Source organism: Ensifer sp. GW823-FHT05D09 (assembly GCF_058795755.1).
The window spans coordinates 738320-755974 of the sequence record NZ_JBXAIA010000002.1 but is presented as its reverse complement, the minus strand read 5'-3'; the positions used below and the strand labels follow the sequence as shown (position 1 = coordinate 755974).

At 62.2% G+C, this 17655-nt stretch carries 19 protein-coding genes; 13 read left to right on the top strand and 6 right to left on the bottom strand.

Going from position 1 to position 17655, the window contains the following annotated elements; all coding sequences use genetic code 11:
• Positions 1 to 101 precede the first annotated feature (101 nt).
• The 3 genes from cobO to AC1Q80_RS09395 all read left to right on the top strand — a co-directional run bounded on the left by cobO (position 102) and on the right by AC1Q80_RS09395 (position 2714).
• A complete protein-coding gene (gene cobO, locus AC1Q80_RS09405; protein WP_112815655.1) occupies positions 102 to 746 on the top strand; it encodes a cob(I)yrinic acid a,c-diamide adenosyltransferase in 645 nt (214 codons plus the stop codon).
• Positions 746 to 1171 (top strand): EamA family transporter, encoded by a 426-nt coding sequence (locus tag AC1Q80_RS09400; protein ID WP_173420275.1) that lies wholly within the window; start codon positions 746 to 748, stop codon positions 1169 to 1171. Before cobO ends, AC1Q80_RS09400 begins: the two co-directional genes overlap by 1 nt.
• A gap of 100 nt (positions 1172 to 1271) precedes the next feature.
• Positions 1272 to 2714, top strand: coding sequence for a hypothetical protein (locus tag AC1Q80_RS09395; RefSeq protein ID WP_492360234.1), 1443 nt, complete (start codon positions 1272 to 1274; stop codon positions 2712 to 2714).
• A 14-nt stretch (positions 2715 to 2728) separates the two neighbouring features.
• Here AC1Q80_RS09395 and AC1Q80_RS09390 read toward each other — a convergent pair whose 3' ends face one another.
• From AC1Q80_RS09390 to AC1Q80_RS09370, 5 genes are all read right to left on the bottom strand, one after another.
• Positions 2729 to 3322 carry a methyltransferase family protein gene (locus AC1Q80_RS09390; RefSeq protein ID WP_209791381.1) on the bottom strand — a complete coding sequence of 198 codons (594 nt, stop codon included), beginning with the start codon at positions 3320 to 3322 and terminating at the stop codon, positions 2729 to 2731.
• A 288-nt stretch (positions 3323 to 3610) separates the two neighbouring features.
• Positions 3611 to 3787: a hypothetical protein gene (locus tag AC1Q80_RS09385; RefSeq protein WP_492360233.1), complete on the bottom strand. Its 177-nt coding sequence runs from the start codon at positions 3785 to 3787 to the stop codon at positions 3611 to 3613.
• A gap of 124 nt (positions 3788 to 3911) precedes the next feature.
• Positions 3912 to 4502, bottom strand: coding sequence for a hypothetical protein (locus AC1Q80_RS09380; protein WP_492360232.1), 591 nt, complete (start codon positions 4500 to 4502; stop codon positions 3912 to 3914).
• A 343-nt stretch (positions 4503 to 4845) separates the two neighbouring features.
• On the bottom strand, positions 4846 to 6144 hold the full coding sequence (locus AC1Q80_RS09375; protein ID WP_492360231.1) for a lipoprotein-releasing ABC transporter permease subunit: 1299 nt from the start codon (positions 6142 to 6144) through the stop codon (positions 4846 to 4848).
• Positions 6145 to 6446: 302 nt separating this feature from the next.
• The gene (locus AC1Q80_RS09370; RefSeq protein WP_492360230.1) at positions 6447 to 7232 is read right to left on the bottom strand and encodes a TSUP family transporter; all 786 of its coding nucleotides are present in this window, start codon (positions 7230 to 7232) and stop codon (positions 6447 to 6449) included.
• Positions 7233 to 7686: 454 nt separating this feature from the next.
• Here AC1Q80_RS09370 and AC1Q80_RS09365 point away from each other — a divergent pair, with 454 nt between their 5' ends.
• From AC1Q80_RS09365 to AC1Q80_RS09340, 6 genes are all read left to right on the top strand, one after another.
• On the top strand, positions 7687 to 8139 hold the full coding sequence (locus tag AC1Q80_RS09365) for a cobalamin biosynthesis protein (protein ID WP_492360229.1): 453 nt from the start codon (positions 7687 to 7689) through the stop codon (positions 8137 to 8139).
• Positions 8140 to 8275: 136 nt separating this feature from the next.
• Entirely contained in the window at positions 8276 to 9118 is an 843-nt protein-coding gene (cobA, locus tag AC1Q80_RS09360) for a uroporphyrinogen-III C-methyltransferase (RefSeq protein WP_492360228.1), read from the top strand.
• Entirely contained in the window at positions 9115 to 10419 is a 1305-nt protein-coding gene (locus AC1Q80_RS09355; RefSeq protein ID WP_492360227.1) for a cobyrinic acid a,c-diamide synthase CobB, read from the top strand. The genes cobA and AC1Q80_RS09355 overlap by 4 nt, the downstream gene beginning before the upstream one ends.
• Positions 10416 to 11489 carry a threonine-phosphate decarboxylase CobD gene (gene cobD / locus AC1Q80_RS09350; protein WP_492360226.1) on the top strand — a complete coding sequence of 358 codons (1074 nt, stop codon included), beginning with the start codon at positions 10416 to 10418 and terminating at the stop codon, positions 11487 to 11489. Before AC1Q80_RS09355 ends, cobD begins: the two co-directional genes overlap by 4 nt.
• A complete protein-coding gene (gene cbiB / locus AC1Q80_RS09345) occupies positions 11490 to 12464 on the top strand; it encodes an adenosylcobinamide-phosphate synthase CbiB (protein WP_492360225.1) in 975 nt (324 codons plus the stop codon). It begins immediately after the preceding gene.
• Positions 12465 to 12741: 277 nt separating this feature from the next.
• Positions 12742 to 13131: a L,D-transpeptidase gene (locus tag AC1Q80_RS09340; protein ID WP_492360372.1), complete on the top strand. Its 390-nt coding sequence runs from the start codon at positions 12742 to 12744 to the stop codon at positions 13129 to 13131.
• A gap of 18 nt (positions 13132 to 13149) precedes the next feature.
• Here the strand turns inward: AC1Q80_RS09340 and AC1Q80_RS09335 are convergent, their stop codons facing one another.
• On the bottom strand, positions 13150 to 13887 hold the full coding sequence (locus AC1Q80_RS09335) for a Crp/Fnr family transcriptional regulator (protein ID WP_173420262.1): 738 nt from the start codon (positions 13885 to 13887) through the stop codon (positions 13150 to 13152).
• 215 nt (positions 13888 to 14102) lie between these two features.
• Between AC1Q80_RS09335 and hemN the strand changes: the two genes are divergently transcribed.
• The 4 genes from hemN (at position 14103) to AC1Q80_RS09315 (ending at position 17648) form a co-directional block, all read left to right on the top strand.
• A complete protein-coding gene (gene hemN / locus AC1Q80_RS09330) occupies positions 14103 to 15452 on the top strand; it encodes an oxygen-independent coproporphyrinogen III oxidase (protein WP_492360224.1) in 1350 nt (449 codons plus the stop codon).
• 104 nt (positions 15453 to 15556) lie between these two features.
• Positions 15557 to 15841, top strand: a complete 285-nt coding sequence (locus tag AC1Q80_RS09325) for an acyl carrier protein (RefSeq protein ID WP_115420040.1) — start codon at positions 15557 to 15559, stop codon at positions 15839 to 15841.
• Between the two features lie 116 nt (positions 15842 to 15957).
• Entirely contained in the window at positions 15958 to 16443 is a 486-nt protein-coding gene (locus AC1Q80_RS09320; protein WP_492360223.1) for a 3-hydroxyacyl-ACP dehydratase FabZ family protein, read from the top strand.
• A 2-nt stretch (positions 16444 to 16445) separates the two neighbouring features.
• Complete coding sequence (locus AC1Q80_RS09315) at positions 16446 to 17648, top strand: beta-ketoacyl-ACP synthase (RefSeq protein WP_176352469.1); 1203 nt, start codon at positions 16446 to 16448, stop codon at positions 17646 to 17648.
• The last annotated feature ends 7 nt before the right edge of the window (positions 17649 to 17655 follow it).

Genomic DNA, 17655 nt, shown 5'->3' with positions numbered 1-17655 from the left:
CAAGCGGTTTTCCGGACGGAGTTGCGCAAGTGCAAAGAATGGGATCGCGGTCAGCATTACGCCCGGGTCCGACGATGGAATCACAGGATCAGGAGAACGTCATGAGCGAAGATGTGGTGAGCACGGGTGAGGGCGTCGCCGAGAAGGACGACGCGCGTCACGCGATGAAGATGGCGAAGAAGAAGACCGCCCGCGAAAAGATCATGGCGACGAAGACCGACGAGAAGGGTCTCATCATCGTCAACACCGGCAAGGGCAAGGGCAAGTCTACCGCCGGCTTCGGCATGATCTTCCGCCACATCGCCCATGGCATGCCCTGCGCCGTCGTGCAGTTCATCAAGGGTGCCTGGGAGACCGGCGAGCGCGACCTGATCGAGAAACATTTCGGCGATGTCTGCCAGTTCTACACGCTCGGCGAAGGCTTTACCTGGGAAACACAGGACCGCGCCCGCGACGTGGCGATGGCGGAAAAGGCCTGGGAGAAGGCCAAGGAACTGATCCGCGACGAGCGCAACTCGATGGTGCTGCTCGACGAAATCAACATCGCACTGCGCTACGATTACATCGACGTGGCCGAAGTCGTGCGCTTCCTGAAGGAAGAAAAGCCGCACATGACCCACGTGGTCCTGACCGGCCGCAACGCCAAGGAAGATCTGATCGAGGCGGCCGATCTGGTGACGGAAATGGAGCTGATCAAGCATCCCTTCCGCTCCGGCATCAAGGCGCAGAAGGGCGTCGAATTCTGATGAGCCAGAGCTGGCAGTTCTGGGCGCTGCTGTCGGCGGCCTTTGCGGCGCTGACGGCAGTGTTTGCCAAGGTCGGGGTTGCGCAGATCAACTCCGACTTCGCCACGCTCATCAGAACGGTCATCATCCTTTTCGTGCTCGCCGGCATCGTTGCTGCAACAGGGCAATGGCAGAAGCCCTCGGAAATCCCGGGGCGCACCTGGCTGTTCCTGGCGTTGTCGGGCCTTGCCACCGGCGCCTCGTGGCTCGCCTATTTCCGGGCGCTGAAGCTTGGCGATGCCGCGCGGGTGGCGCCGATCGACAAGCTCTCGATCGTCATGGTCGCCATCTTCGGCGTCCTGTTTCTCGGCGAGAAGCTCAACCTGATCAACTGGCTCGGCGTCGCCTTCATCGCTGCGGGGGCGCTGTTGCTGGCGGTGTTTTGAGCTTGGTATCACGCGCCGCTCGCAAATTTGTTCCCTGAATGTTCGCCTCAGTCAAGCCGTAATCCTGATACACGAAATGGTTGCGGCAAGCGGGGGCGACATGCAGGTTGATGACGATTGGCGCAGGCGCCTTGAAAGGGACTATCTTACCTTTGCAGCCTGGACGACGGCAGCGCTGGTGGCATTCTGTGCTGCTGTCTACTACGTCGCGATATCGACTGCGCGCTACCCTACGGAGTTTCTTGCTCCTTTCCTGAGTACTTTCCCGGCGATGATTGCGGCGCGGCTGACGATCGCGCTCAGCCGATATGTCCGCAGCGCGTGGCTGCTGCTGGCGCTTTCGTTGGCGTGTGGTTTCACCGCTGTTGCCGGCCTGATCGGGGTCTACGTTCTGACCATGTGTTTCGCGAGCTGGGACCCGGGTGGATTTGCCGTACCTTATCCGGTGCTCACTGACATTTTTTTGGAGTCCCGCTTCCAGGTGATCGCTGGAGTGGGTGCGCTCATGGCTGCTGCGAGCTTGGCGCTATGGCTCCTGCGCGAGGGGCTGGACCAAAAACGCAATAGAGCCGTTGGCGAACCGGGGGCAACGACCGCTTCGAGGCTCACTCCAGTTTCGCCTGGCGAGCGCGCCCTCGTTCGTAATCGCCAGCTGCGGGCGGAGGAGCGCTATTTCTGGTTTTCCGTTCTCGCTGGGCCCGTGATCGTTATCGTCCCGCTGATGTTTCTTGAGATGCTCTTCAGTCCGGAAAGCGCCCTCGGTGCATCGAAACTGCTGTGGGCAGTGCTGCGATACTACTACGGTGGCGCTTACGCGGCGGCAATCAGCGCCACGCTGGTTCTTGCGCTCACACCCAATCGCTCACGCCGTTCGGCCTGGCTTTTCGCCTTTTTCGTCGGCTTGCACGTCGGCGCGATATTTACGCTTCTGTTTGACTACGCAGATGACACCGCCAGCAATCAGGCGTTTCTATTACCTTTCGGTGGCCTTGTCGGTGCCCTGTCAGCTGCCATCTGCACCGCGATCTGGTTTCCCGGGCGCCGCGGCATCGGCGAGCAGGGTACGCTGCAGGCCACTTCGGTGCGCGGATTGATGCGCGCCTTGCTGATCGCCGGCTTTGCTGCGCCGGCGGCAGCGGCGGTCTTTTACAGTCTTTTCGCCGCCGCCGCACCGATGCTTGGCATCGCGCCGCAGTGGTTCCTCGACAGCGCTATGCAGGTCGGCGCCGCCGAGACATGGCTCTTGAATTACCGGGTCTGGGCGGTCGTGGCATTGATGACAATGCTGCTCCATCACTTTCTCAAGAACAGAGCCGTCCGGTCGAGTGTTGCAGTGGTCACCCTCTCACTCTCGGCCTTTCTCGTCGGAGGTGGGATCGCGTATAGCCTGAATCAAGGCATCCTGTGGAAGGTCGTGCCGATTTCGGTGACCTCATTCCTCGTGCTTGACGTGTCCAGCGTTGTTGCCGGTCTTTCGGCCGTTTTCCTGATCCGCCGGGGCCAATCGTTCCGTTCGGCCGACGCTGAAAGCATCGCCGACTGAGGGCGGGATATCCGTCAGGCCCAGCGCCGGACCCGCCGGCAATAGACGCCATACGCCTCGCCGAAGGCGCGGGAGAGGTGCGTCTCCTCCATGCGGATCTGGTAGGAGATCGAGATCCAGGCGGAAAGCGCCAGCGCGACCGAGATGACGTTGGGAACGGCCAGCACCGTGCCGATCAGCGCCGTCACCATGCCGACATAGATCGGGTTGCGCGAGAACGCGTAGAGGCCGGAGGTGACGAGCGGCGCGTCCTGTTTTTCGGGGATGCCGATCTTCCAGGAATGCCGCATCGCCCATTGCGACAGCATCGTCAGCCCGCCGCCAAGCGCCATGAGGGCAAGGCCGATTGCGGAGATGGACGGGGTGTCGAGCAGCGGGATCCGGCCGAGCGCGGCGTTGACTGCTTCGGGAAAGGCGGCAATTGCCAGCAGGTGAACCACCAGCACTGCCACGATCACGCGAAAGAGTTTCCCGGCAAAGCCTTCCGCGTCGTCGCCGTAGGTCAAGACCACGGGCGAGCGGCCGGATTGTCGACGGCGAAGGACCGCCAGCGCCAGCGTGAAAAGACCGACGACGAGCATCAGGATGGCGGGAAGGGTGGTGAACATCGGAACCTCTGAGCGCGCGAAATGACAATGCGGCGCTTGTGGTCAGGCGGCCTGTCTGATCTCCACCCACTCTCCGCGACGCATTTTTCGCAGGTTGCAATCTCTAGTGACTAGAGGTTCAAGGGGCTGGCTCACTCGATTTTCATCTTGGTTACCAGATTTTCACCGGCGAATTGCCGGTGAAAGGTGACACCCGCGCGGCCTTGGCGATGACATCACCGCCTCCCGCCCGGCGGTAAAGTGCAGACATTCAGGGCGACCTCGGCCGCCCTTCTGCATGACGCCGGACTAACGAAAGGTCCTGCCGCTCGAAGGCGTCGTCTGGCCCGAACGGTTTTTGCCCAATGCCAACTCAACTTGCTTGGCCTTGACCGATGCCGGCTTCTCGACGGACGTCGACGAGACGGCGGCAAAGGCGGAACTCGCCATCGCGAGGGATGCCACTACGGCGATCATGATCTTCATTGTTTATCTCCTGGATGTGTACCTCCCGCCTGAGTGCGGGAGATCTGGCCTAGGACGCTTGTCGAGCCGGCGACATACGGCAGGTGTCGTATTTCGACAGCGGCCGCGAGAGTTGGCCAGGCTTTCAGGCCGAGACTGCTGCGTGGTCGCCAAGGCTGAGTCCGAACTGACGGCACGCTTCCTCGACTATTCGAGGCGCGTCTTCGTCTGGAACATTGTCGGAAAGCCGGAACGGATCGGCAATTACACTGCGCAGACCAAGTGTCTCGACAAGGGCATAACGCGCCGCGTTGCGCTCCTTATCCTGCAGATCGCGGAAAATGGAGACAAGCTTGCCTGCGATCAGGCTATCGCGTCTTTTCTTCAGGTAATCGGATGCCACCTGTATGCCGGCAAGCCTGCTTCCGTAGAAGTCAGTATCATCATCGGCGAAAACAAACTTAACGATCAGGTCCCGGTACCAGACAACAAGGCCTAGATAGCGGCAAAGTGCTTTGAGCGCGAGATCTCCGTAGACATCCTTCTCCTCGTTATGGAGATAGGTTTCGATCAACTGAGCATCAGCTGGGGCACCGCAATAGCCGACGATATAGAGGGCGTCTCCGATGTTGCCAGTTTGGGATCGTAGAATCTCCCGCGCGAATTCAACCTCGGCTTCAGAAACCGGTCCATCCGTAACGCCCTGGGCTCGGTCTCTAATGCTGTTGATTTCCATGCGACTCTTGCCGGGCTGATTGCTGCCGCATTCTGTCTCCCGAACCTCGTGTGAAATCAATCGCGATCACCCAATGACCATCGCCTATGCGCAGGGTAGTCGCCTTCATTTCAGACCCAGCTTTGCCTCTTGCTGAAATCATCGCCACGGGCGGGTGTCGTCGTGTCCCTCTCGCGAGCCGCCTGTCCGCGGGGGCGCCAGCGTCACGTGGCATTTGCTGCTGAGCTCCAGCGCTGCCACGTATCGGACAGAAGGTTCGCTCAAACCGATATATCGCGAGAGCTGCGAGACACACGGCCTCGGTCATCACGCCGACCGAATGCGGGCGCTTTGGCTCGGTTTGTCACTCGTACCGCAGGGCCTCAACCGGATCGAGGCGCGAGGCGCGCCAGGCCGGGACGATCGTGGCGAGGAAGGAAAGGCTCAGCGCCATGCCGATGACGAGCATGGTCTCGGCGGCGTCCATGTCGGCCGGGAGCTGATTGAGGAAGTAGAGTTCCGGGCTGAAGATGGTGGTTCCTGAAATCCAGGAGAAAAACTGCCGAATCGCTTCGATGTTGAGGCAGACGACAACGCCGAGCAACACGCCAGCAACGGTTCCGGCCGTACCGATCGCTGCGCCGGTCATGAAGAAAATACGCATGACGGACCCTGCGGTCGCCCCCATCGTCCTCAAGATGGCGATGTCGCTTCCCTTGTCCTTCACCAGCATGATCAGGCCGGAAATGATGTTCAGCGCCGCGACCAGCACGATCAGCGTCAGGATCATGAACATCACGTTGCGCTGGACCTCGATCGTCGCGAAGAAGGTCTGGTTGCGGTCGCGCCAGTCGGTGATGAAGATCTGCCGCCCGGCGGCATCCTCGACCGGCTGGCGCATTTCGTCGACGGCGTCGGGGTGCTCGACGAAGATCTCGATGGATTGCGCAAGCCCTTCTGCGTTGAAGACCTGCTGCGCCTCTTCAAGCGGCATGAAGATGATGGTCGAATCGTATTCCCACATGCCGATCTCGTAGATCGCCGAAACGGTATAGGCTTTCACGAGCGGCAGCGTCACGTCGCCGGTGGCCGAAGTGAGTGTAATGGAGCCGCCCACCGGGATGCCGAGTTTTTCTGCCATGCGCGAACCGATCGCGACACCGGTGCCTGAGGCAAAGCCGACGAGGTCGCCGGACTTGATCTGCTCGGAGACCGACTTCATCTTGCCAAGATCATCGGCGCGGATGCCCCGGACGAGAGCGCCGGTCGAGCTGTCGCCCACACCCTGCGCCAGCACCTGGCCCTCGATGAGCGGGATCGCCATCGTCACGCCCTTCACGCCGGAAAAACGCGTGGCAAGATCGGCATAGTTGTTGAGCGGGCCATCGATCGGCTGCACGATCATGTGACCGTTGATGCCGAGGATGCGCGAGATGAGTTCGGTGCGAAAGCCGTTCATCACCGCCATGACGATAATCAGCGTCGCAACGCCGAGCATGATGCCAATGAAGGAAAAGCCGGCGATCACGGAAATGAAGGCTTCCTTGCGCCGCGAGCGCAGGTAGCGCCAGGCGACCATGCGCTCGAAGGCGGAAAAGGGGCGGCTGGCGGACTTTGCGGACTGGCCAGCGGCCCGAACCTGATCTTCCGTCACGGCGGTCATCCTGGCTTCCCGGTCGCGTTACATCGTCGTGCGAGACTTCACCCTTAGCAATCGAACATTGCCTGACGATGATCTCAACCGGCAAGCCCATCAGATCGGCGGACGCGGCGAACACCGGGCGCTGGCGTCCCACGATGCCAGAAGGAAGAAACCGGACATCGGCCCGGTTACACGAAATCTCCATGAGTGCCCTGAGGTGAGGCGCGAGGCTGCGACGTCTTCGCTGGCTGCCGCTCGACCATCGTCAGCGACAGCAAGACCGGTCTCGGCGCTCTGTCAAACCACGCCAAAGCCGCTCCGGCTCAGAGCCCCAACCAGATCCGGAGTGGATGTGTCGGGTCGGCAAGCAGGCGGATGGCGAGTGCGATCGACACAACGACGAGCAGCGGCTTGATGATCTTGGCGCCCTTGGCCATCGCATAGCGCGAGCCGAGCTGGGCGCCCAGGAATTGGCCGACGCCCATCATCAGGCCGACTTTCCACAGAATGGCGCCGAAAAACAGGAAGACACCGAAGGCGCCGATGTTGGAGCCGAAGTTCAGGAACTTCGTATGGGCGGTCGCCTTGAGCACGCCGAAGCCGGCAAGCGTGACGAAGCCGAGCATGAAGAACGAACCGGTGCCGGGGCCGAAAACGCCGTCGTAGAAGCCGATCAGCGGCACCAGCGTCAGCGTGAAGAGGAAGGGCGTGATGCGGCGGTGCTGGTCGACGTCGCCCATGTTCGGCTTGAGGCCGAAATAGAGGGCGATGGCAATCAGCAGGAAGGGCAGGACCGCCTTCAGAACGTCGCCGGGAACGATGGTTGCAAGCAGCGCGCCCAACACGGAGCCCAACAGCGACATCAGCGCCATCGGCAATTGCTCTCTCAGGTTCACATGGCCCTTGCGCGCATAGGAAAGCGTTGCCGAGCCGGAGCCGAAAAGTCCCTGCAGCTTGTTGGTGCCCAGGGTCTGGAGCGGCGGGATACCGGCAATCAGCATGGCGGGAATGGTGATCATGCCGCCACCGCCGGCGATCGAATCGATAAAGCCGGCAACGAAGGCGGCAACGAAAAGGAACACGAGCAGGTGGAAAGCGAGATCTTGCACGGGAGGGACTCTGGGGAGGGAGGAGTATGCTGGCTTTTCTCGCCTTGTGTCAGAGGCCGCGGCGAAATGCAAAGCCTTCTGTCATGGCGCATCTTTTATGCTCGCCGTGACAGGTAGATTATCACATAAAATCAGTGTCTTATTCTGGTATTCTGCGTGCCTTGGTGGGCTTCTTCCGTCTCCGGTCGATTGCCGGTTCTGGCGCTTTGCGCGCGCCGCAAGTGGGTGGCAGTTTCCCCAAACGCGACATGGCGATGGCGCAATCCGGTTTGACCCGTGCGATTGCCTCCGGTAAAAATGAGGGATGTGCGACGGCGTCCGCTTCAGGCGGACTGAAAGAGCGTCCGGTGCGGCCGACCCAGGCAGGGGGCTTGAACCGGTGCTGTCCAGACCGACCCGGACTTGAGCCGGGCGGCGCTTCGTGTGGATTGCCGCGAGGGGGCCGAGGTCGAGCATGATATCATCCAGCACAGCGCCGCCACCGCCAGGACCACTCGTGCTTGGGCTTGGCTGCGAGCGCGGCACGCCGGCAGATGAGGTGATTGCCCTTGCCGAAAAGGCGTTGGCGAAGGTGGGTGCCACGAAAGCCGATATCGGCTTCGTCGCCTCGCTCGACGTGAGGCGCGGTGAGCCCGCAATTCATGCTGCCGCAGAACACTTTGCCGTAGAGGCGCGGTTCTTCGATGCGGCGACGCTGGAGGCCGAGGCGCCCCGGCTGCAGAACCCCTCGGCAATCGTCTTTGCCCACACCGGTTGCCACGGCGTTGCAGAAGGCGCGGCACTCGTCGGCGCGGGGCCAACAAGTGTGCTGCTCGTTGGCAAACTCACCGCATCGCATGCGACGGCGGCAATCGCCGGACCTGTCGAGCGGCTGCCGGTGAGCACGACGACAACGGTGACGCCATGAGCTTTCTTCCTGGGTATGCCTTGCATGAAATGTACGAACGATTTCAAAAGACTATGTGGATTTCTTGCTGGTCTGAATCTGCTTGTTGCCAAGGCAAGTCAACGGCAGCGTGCAAGCGAATGGCAGGAGTAGCGGCATGAGCGATACGATCTTTTCCGGCCTGCCCGAGCTTGAGGCCGGTAGTGTCTGGCTCGTCGGTGCCGGTCCCGGCGACCCCGGCCTTTTGACGCTTCATGCCGCCAATGCGTTGCGGCAGGCCGATGTCATCGTGCACGATGCGCTGGTCAACGAGGATTGCCTGAAGCTCGCCCGGCCGGGCGCCGTACTCGAATTTGCCGGCAAGCGCGGCGGCAAGCCGTCGCCGAAGCAGCGCGATATCTCGTTGCGGCTTGTCGAGCTGGCGCGCGCGGGCCAGCGCGTGCTGCGGCTGAAGGGCGGCGATCCCTTCGTATTCGGGCGAGGTGGCGAGGAGGCCCTTACGCTGGTTGAAAACCGCATTCCGTTCCGCATCGTGCCGGGCATTACCGCGGGGATCGGCGGGCTTGCCTATGCCGGCATTCCCGTCACGCACCGCGAGGTCAACCACGCTGTCACCTTCCTCACTGGTCACGATTCTTCCGGCCTGGTGCCGGACAGGATCAACTGGCAGGGCATCGCCTCGGGCTCGCCCGTGATCGTCATGTATATGGCGATGAAGCATATCGGCACGATTGCCGCCAATCTCATTGCCGGCGGACGTTTGCCGGACGAGCCGGTCGCCTTCGTCTGCAACGCGGCCACACCGCAACAGACGGTGCTTGAAACGACGCTGGCGCGCGCCGAGGCCGATGTCACTGCTTCCGGTCTGCAGCCGCCGGCAATTGTCGTCGTCGGCGAGGTCGTGCGCCTCAGGGCATCGCTAGACTGGATCGGAGCACTTGGCGGGCGACAGCTTGTTGCCGACCCCTTCGCAAGCCGCGAGCTCAGGGATCCCGCATGAGCGGATTGCTGATCGCCGCACCCTGTTCGGGCTCCGGCAAGACCACGGTGACACTCGGCCTGATGCGCGCCATGCGGCGGCGGGGCATGGTGATCGCGCCCGGCAAGGCGGGCCCCGACTATATCGATCCCGCGTTCCACACCTTCGCCAGCGGCGAGCCGTGCCTCAACTACGACCCGTGGGCCATGCGCCCCGACCTTCTGGCAGCAAACGCTGCGCACGCCGCAAGCGACGGGCGCACGCTGGTTGTCGAGGCGATGATGGGCCTGCATGACGGCGCGGCTGACGGCAGCGGCACGCCGGCCGATCTTGCCGCGGCGCTCGATCTTGCTGTCATCCTGGTGGTCGATTGTGCCCGCATGTCGCATTCGGTCGCGGCACTCGTGCGCGGTTATGCCGATTACCGCGGAGATATCCGGGTTGCCGGCGTCATCCTCAACAAGGTCGGAAGCGACCGGCATGAAATGATGCTGCGCGATGCGCTGACGCGCGTCGGCATGCCTGTCTTCGGCGTGCTCAGGCAGGATGGCGCCCTGAAGCTGCCCGAGCGGCATCTTGGCCTGGTGCAAGCGGGCGAACATGGCGCGCTCGAGACATTTATCGACTATGCGGCGGATCGGATCGAGGCAACCTGCGATCTCGATGCGATCCGTGCGGCCTCCGCCCTCTCGCCCTCCGAACGGGCGCAGACCGAAGTCGTCAGGTTCAAGCCGTTCGGGCAGCATATCGCGGTGGCGCGGGATGTGGCGTTTGCCTTTAGTTACGAGCACCTCCTGTTCGGCTGGCGCAGCGCCGGGGCGGACATCTCCTTCTTCTCGCCGCTTGCCGACGAGAGCCCCGACGCGGCGGCGGACGCAGTCTATCTGCCGGGTGGTTATCCGGAGCTTCATGCGGGCCGGCTGCAGGCGGCGACAGCGTTCCGATCCGGCATGGCTGCGGCCGCCAGGCGGGGCGCGCGGATCTTCGGCGAGTGCGGCGGCTACATGGTGCTGGGCGAGGGGCTTGTCGCCGCCGATGGCGCGCGCTACCAGATGCTCGGCCTGCTGCCGCTCGTCACCAGTTTTGCCGAGCGCAGGCGGCACCTCGGCTACCGCCGTGTCGTGCCTCTCGACACCACGTTCTTCGATGGACCCATGACGGCGCACGAATTCCACTACGCGACCATCGTCTCTGAAGGTGACGCCGACCGGTTGTTTTCCGTCAGCGATGCCGCCAGCGTCGATCTCGGGCAGGCAGGCCTGAAGCGCGACAACGTCGCCGGTTCCTTCATGCACCTCATCGACATCGCGGATCGGTCATGAGCGCGCCGATCGTGCATGGTGGCGGCATCACGGAAGCCGCCGCCCGCTTCGGTGGTCGCTTCGAGGACTGGCTCGACCTGTCGACCGGCATCAATCCACGGCCGGTCGAGCTGCCGCCAGTGCCGCAGCAGGCCTGGCACAGGCTGCCCGACAAGCTGACGATCGACAGCGCCCGCGCGGCTGCCGCCAGCTATTACAGCACCAACGGCGTCCAGCCCTTGCCGGTGCCTGGTACACAATCGGTGATCCAGTTGCTGCCGCGCCTCGTTCCGGCGGGCCGCCGGGTTGCCGTTTTCGGCCCCACCTATGGCGAATATACGCGCGTGCTCATGGCAGCCGGTCTTGCGGTCGATCGGGTTGAGCGTGCCGAGGAGCTTGGACCCGACCACGGTCTTGCGGTGGTGGTCAACCCGAACAACCCGACCGGACGCGCCTTTCAGCCGGAAGACATCCTGGCAATGGCGGCGGTGATGAAGGCGAACGGCGGCGTGCTGGTCGTCGACGAGGCTTTTGGCGATCTTCAGCCGGATTTGAGCGTCGCCGGCCATGTGGGCGCCAACGACAACCTCGTCGTCTTCCGCTCCTTCGGGAAATTCTTCGGTCTCGCCGGTCTGCGCCTCGGCTTCGTCGTGGCAAACGATGCCGTGCTCGACGCCTTTCGCGAGTGGCTCGGCCCCTGGGCGGTGTCCGGACCGGCGCTGGTCATCTCCACGGCACTGATGTCCGGCGAAACGGAAACGATCGCCGCGGGTATTTTCGAGCGCCGCGCCGGCCTCGATGCAGTGCTTGATGGCGCCGGGCTCAAACGCATCGGCGGAACAGGCCTGTTCGTGCTGGTGGAGCATGCTGATGCCAGCGCCTTGCATCGGCATCTCTGCGAGGCGCAGATCCTGACACGCAAATTCGACTATGAAGCCCGTTGGCTCAGGATCGGGCTTGCGCCGGATGCAGAAGGTGATCAGCGGCTGGCGGACGCTTTGGGCCGCTGGAACACCCTGCGTGCAGGGGACGTAGCACGCCCCGGGGACGTAGCACGCCCCGGGGACGTAGCACGCCCAGGGGAGCGCTGAGTGTCGAGCGAGATCCTTGTCATTCTGGTGGTCGCGCTGCTGCTCGATCGTGTCGTCGGCGATCCCGACTGGCTCTGGTCGCGTCTGCCGCACCCCGTCGTCTTCTTCGGCAAGGCGATTGCGGTCTTGGATGGTGTGCTGAACAGGCATGATGCGCTTGAACCCGCAGCCTTGAGGCTGCGTGGTGTCGTCGCGATCGGCCTGCTGCTGCTTGCAAGCGCAGTCGTCGGGGCGGTCCTGCACACATTGTTCGGCGCGATGGGACTGCTCGGTTTTCTGCTCGAGGCCGTCGTCGTTGCGGTCTTTCTCGCGCAGAAGAGTCTTGGCGACCACGTCGGGCGCGTTGCCGAAAGCTTGCGGCACGGTGGCCTTGAAGGCGGGCGTGCCGCCGTTTCGATGATCGTCGGGCGCGATCCGAAGACGCTCGATGCGCCCGGCGTCTGCCGGGCCGCGATCGAAAGCCTTGCCGAGAACTTTTCCGACGGTGTCGTTGCCCCCGCCTTCTGGTATGCGGTTGCCGGCCTTCCTGGTCTGCTTGCCTACAAGATGCTGAACACCGCCGATTCGATGATCGGCCACAAGTCGCCGAAGTATCTCCATTTCGGTTGGGCGTCCGCCCGGCTCGACGACGTCGCCAACCTGCCGGCCGCAAGGCTGTCCATCCTTTTGATTGCCGCTGGCGCCTTGTTGCGTCGTGGTCGCGTCGCCGCGGCCGATGCGATCGGCGTGGCGCTGCGTGACCACGGCCTGCACCGCTCTCCCAACTCCGGCTGGCCGGAGGCGGCGATGGCCGGCGCGCTGGACCTGCAGCTTGCCGGGCCGAGGATCTATGGTGGTGTCAGGGTCAGCGAGCCGATGATCAATGGTCCAGGCCGCGCGATTGCCGAAAGGGAAGATATCGACGCAGGCATTGCCGTATTCTACGGCGCCTGTTCGGTGATGACCTTGGCTGTTCTTCTGATCGCCATGATTTGATTGGTGATCGCCCTGTATTCACCCCAAGTCGATCTTGGAGTTAAGACTTTACTTTCCATATGTATTAAACTCGTATCATGACGAGCCAGTTATTCTCTGCGAACGTTTGGTTCCACCGATTGCAGCGCACACGCGCCCGGTGACGCGTGGGAGACGCTGCAGCGCCTGAGGCCTGCTGCATGATCTTGCCGAAAGCTTGGGATCTTGCAGTTGAGGTTTCGCACGCGGAGAGCGAAGCATGCGACACACATTCCTGACTGTGCTGATTGCCGCCTTGATGCAGTTTCCCGCTCAGCCGCTGAGCGCTGCCAATCTCGTTGCCAAGATCAGTCTTTCCTCCCAGACGATGGTCGTGAAGCAGGACGGCGTCGTGATGTACCGCTGGAAAGTTTCCACGGCACGCAAAGGCTATGTCACCCCCAAGGGGAGCTGGAAGGCAAAGTGGCTCTCACGAAATCATAAGTCGCGGAAATATGACAATGCGCCAATGCCTTACGCGGTATTCTTCAACGGCGGATATGCCGTGCACGCGACCTATGACCTGAAGCGGCTCGGCCGCCCCGCCTCACACGGTTGCGTGCGGCTGCACCCCGACAATGCGGCGGAATTCTTCGCGCTGGCGCGTGAACACGGGCTTGGCAACACGCGGATCGTCATCACCCGCTGACGTGCGGGATGGCGGGGTTCAGTCGATGCCGGCGACGTGCATCAGCCTGTCCATGCTGGGCACGGTGACGCGGCGGCTGTTTTCGATCCGAATGACATTGTCCTTGCGCAGCTTGGTGACTTGCCGGCTGACGGTCTCGATCGTCAGACCGAGATAGTCGGCGATATCGGCGCGCGACAATGGCAGGTCGAACTCCGTTGCCGTGCCGTTTTCCGGATCGATGTGGGTGGCGATGATGTAGAGGAAGCTTGCCACCTTCTCCTGCGCGGTCTTGCGACCGAGCGTCAGCATCCAGTCGCGCGCTTCGTCCAGTTCTTTCAACGCCTGTTCGTGCAGGCGGTGTTCAAGCCCCGGCGCCTCGGAGACGAGCCGCTCGATGACATTGCGCGGGAAGGAACAGATGTCCGTGTCGATCGCCGCTTCTGCGGTCAACGCGCTTTCGCGCGTGAAGGGGCGTCCCATGAAATCGGGTGCGAACTGCAGGCCGACGATCTGCTGGCGGCCATCGGACAGAACCTTGCTAAGCTTGACGACGCCGCTGATGATGTTGGCGTAGCTGTCGGTCATCTCGCCCTGGCCGACGACCTCGCGACCGGGCTCGACACGCCTGCGGGTCGAATGCCGGCTCAGGTCGAGAAGCTGGTCTGGGGTCAGCGTGCCGCAGACGCCGCCGTGGCGTGCCTCGCAGGCAGAGCAGACGGCTGGAATGTCCGAATTGTGGATATCCTTGCGGCGATGTTCGGTCACGGTCTGCAAATCTTTCTTCCCTGCATCGGGTTTGTTCTGGGGACCAAAGAGGATGCGGGCGGTTAAATCAAGAGTTGACAGGTGCTAATTCCGGAAGCGCGAAACAATGTCTCATGCGAAATTGCGAATTGTCAAATTTAACGTGTTAATTCGGCAACTTGATCAAAATCAAAGGTGTGCCTTCTCATCCGTCCTATGCCTTTGTCAACTTGACGGAGAGACCGATGGACGACGCTCTGATCCTGAAACATGCGAGCCCCGTGCCCCGCTATACCAGCTACCCCACCGCGCCACATTTTTCCGAAGCGGTCGGTCAGGCTGAGTACCAATCCTGGCTCGAGGCGATTGAACCGGGTGAGGCGCTGTCGCTTTATGCCCATGTGCCCTATTGCGACCGGCTGTGCTGGTTCTGTGCCTGTCACACCAAGCAGACGCTGCGATACGACCCGGTGACGACCTATCTGAACGGTCTGCACCGTGAGATTGCGGCAATCGGCGGGCGGGTGAGTGGCCAAGCGAAGGTCACGGCGCTGCATCTGGGCGGTGGATCGCCGACGTTGCTGCGGCCGGACGATCTGATCGCGCTCAAGCACGCCTTCAGCCGTCACTTTCAGTTTTCCAGCGATTGCGAGATCAGCGTCGAGATGGATCCGAACGACCTCGACGAGGCGCGCCACGATGCGCTGGCGGCGATCGGCATGACCCGGGCGAGCTTCGGCGTCCAGGACTTCGACCCCGTGGTGCAGAAGGCGATCAATCGCATCCAGACCTATGAGCAGACGCGGGACGCGATCGAGGCATCGAGGGCGCGGGGCGTGCGTTCGGTCAATTGCGATGTGCTCTACGGTTTGCCCTATCAGAGCCTGTCTTCGCTCGAAGCCACGATCGACGCCGTGCTGTCGCTGTCGCCCGACCGTGTCGCGCTCTTCGGCTATGCCCATGTGCCGTGGATGAAGAAGCACCAGTCGATGATCCCGGACGAAAGCCTGCCCGGTATCGTCGAGCGCTTTGCCCAGATGAGCCGGGCAGCCGAAATGCTTGTCGCCGCCGGATACGAGGCTGTTGGCATCGATCATTTCGCCAAGCCCGGTGACAGTCTGGCGGTCGCCAGCCGGGAAGGGCGCCTGCGCCGGAACTTTCAAGGCTATACCACGGACAGCGCCGAAACCCTGATCGGTCTCGGTGCCTCTTCGATCGGTCAATTCCGTCAAGGTTATGTCCAGAACATGCCGGCAACCGGCGAATATCTGCGCCAGGTGGAGCAATCGGGTCTGGCGGCGGTGCGCGGTTACATGCTGACATCGGATGACCGCCTGCGAGCGCGGGTGATCGCCGCGATCATGTGCGACTTTTCCTTTTCCTTCGCACAGCTCAAAGCGGACTTCCCCGGCCTTGCCGGTGTCGTCGTCGAAGAGGCGAAGCTGTTTCGCGCAAGAGATGTGGACGGGCTGACGGCGATCGAGGATGGCATCTTCCGACTGACCGAGCGCGGCCGGCCATTTGCCCGCTCAGTGGCGGCGGTTTTCGACGCTCATCTTCAGTCAGGGCGCGGGCGCCATTCGGTCGCCGTTTAGCAACACCGCATTTCAAATCGCAGTGCTTGTTATCAAGGCCATTGGCTTTTGCGGCGCATTTACCTATAGGATCGCCGAGACTCGGAATAAAATAATAAAGAGGTATGCGCGTGACTGCTACATTCGACAAGGTTGCCGACATCATCGCGGAAACGAGCGAGATCGATCGCGAGACGATCACGCCGGAAAGCCACACGATCGACGATCTGGGCATCGACAGCCTGGACTTCCTCGACATCGTCTTTGCGATCGACAAGGAATTCGGCATCAAGATTCCGCTGGAACAGTGGACGCAGGAAGTCAACGAAGGCAAGGTTTCGACCGAAGAATACTTCGTTCTCAAGAACCTCTGCTCCAAGATCGACGAGCTGCGGGCTGCCAAGGCCTGATTGGGCCAAGGTTAAAGCCTTTCCACTCGATTTCCAATGCCGCCGGTCGCGCCTCGCGCTTGACAGGCGGCATTGGCGTTTTTACTTGAGCCCGAAACCAAGCGGGGTGAGCCTCCATGCTCCTTGAATACTTCCAGATGATCGATCGTGTCGAAACGGTCGATCTTTCGGCTGGCCGGCTGACGGCGCGATCCGTCGTTCCCGAAAAGAGCCCGGTATTCGAGGGCCACTTTCCAGGCTATCCGCTGGTGCCGGGTGTGCTTCTGATCGAGACGATGGCGCAGGCTTCGGGATTTCTCGTTCTGGCCTCGACCAATTTCGCGGCAATGCCGTTTCTGATGTCGGTCGACGGCGCCAAGATGCGGACCTTCGTCGAGCCTTCGGCCGAACTCGATATCGAAGCCTTTCTCGAGCACGACGGCTCCGGCTTTGCCGTCACCAAGGCGAAGATCACGTCTGCGGGCAAGAAGGTCTGTGACGCACAGTTGAAACTCAGAACGATGCCTTTCGATCAGGTGCCGCTCGGCGATATCGTGCGCAAGCGCGCCGTCGAGGTGGGCCTGGTGGCGGCGATTGCGGCAGACGCCGCTTCGGAGAAGTGAAGATGAGCAAATCCGCAAACGACGTGGTGATCACCGGTGTCGGGATCGTCACGAGCCTGGGTGTCGGCGTCGAGCCGCATATTGCGCTTTTGAGCGCAACCGAGACGCCGGCTGCACGCGTCGAGACGGAAAAGTTCAAACCCTATCCGGTGCATCCGCTGCCGGAGATCGACTGGTCCCAGCAGATCGCCAAGCGCGGCGACCAGCGACAGATGGAAAACTGGCAGCGCCTCGGCGTCTTTGCCGCCGGTCTGGCGCTTGACGATGCCGGTCTCAAGGACAATCTCGACGCTTGCGGCAGCATGGACATGATCGTGGCTGCCGGTGGCGGCGAGCGCGACATCAACGTCGATTCGCTGATCGTCGACGAGGCGCTGAAGCGCAACGACCGCGAGCAGCTCTTGAACGAGAAGCTGACGACCGAACTGCGCCCGACGCTGTTCCTGGCGCAGCTTTCCAACCTTCTCGCCGGCAACATCTCCATCGTGCACAAGGTGACGGGATCGTCGCGCACCTTCATGGGCGAAGAGGCAGCCGGCATTTCGGCGATCGAAACGGCCTTCTTCCGCATCAAGGCGGGACAGTCGACACATACGCTGGTCGGCGGTGCGTTTTCGGCCGAGCGTCTCGACATCATGCTGATGATCGAAGCTATCCAGGGGCAGGCAACGGGCGACTGGCATCCGATCTGGTCGCGCAGCCGTGAAAACGGCGGCGGCATGATCCCCGGATCCGTCGGCGCCTTCCTGGTGCTGGAATCCCGCGAATACGCCGAAGCGCGCGGCGCGCGCATCTATGCGACGATCGACGCGATCGGCAGCGACCGCGGCAGCCGCGTCGACGGCAAGCTGGAAGCGCGCCTTGCGGACCTTGCAAAGCCGGCCGAAAAGCTCGATCCGGCGCAGACGGTCGTCTTCTCCGGCACATCCGGTTTCCATGACCTCGTCGCCAGCGAAAAGGCGTTTCTGGAAGGCAAGCTTGCCGACGCGCCGGTGCGCGCCTATGGCGGGCTCGTCGGCCACAGCATCGAAGCACAGTTTCCGGCAGGCCTTGCGCTTGCGGCACTCACGCTCGGCCACGGCGCCAAGGTTCCGGCCTTCGACGCAAGCTTCGAAAAGCCGATGACGGCTGCCGCCCGGTCGGCGGTCGTGACCACCATCGGTCACTCCCGCGGCGAAGGCGTCGCGGTCCTTTCGGCCGAATAAGAGGAAC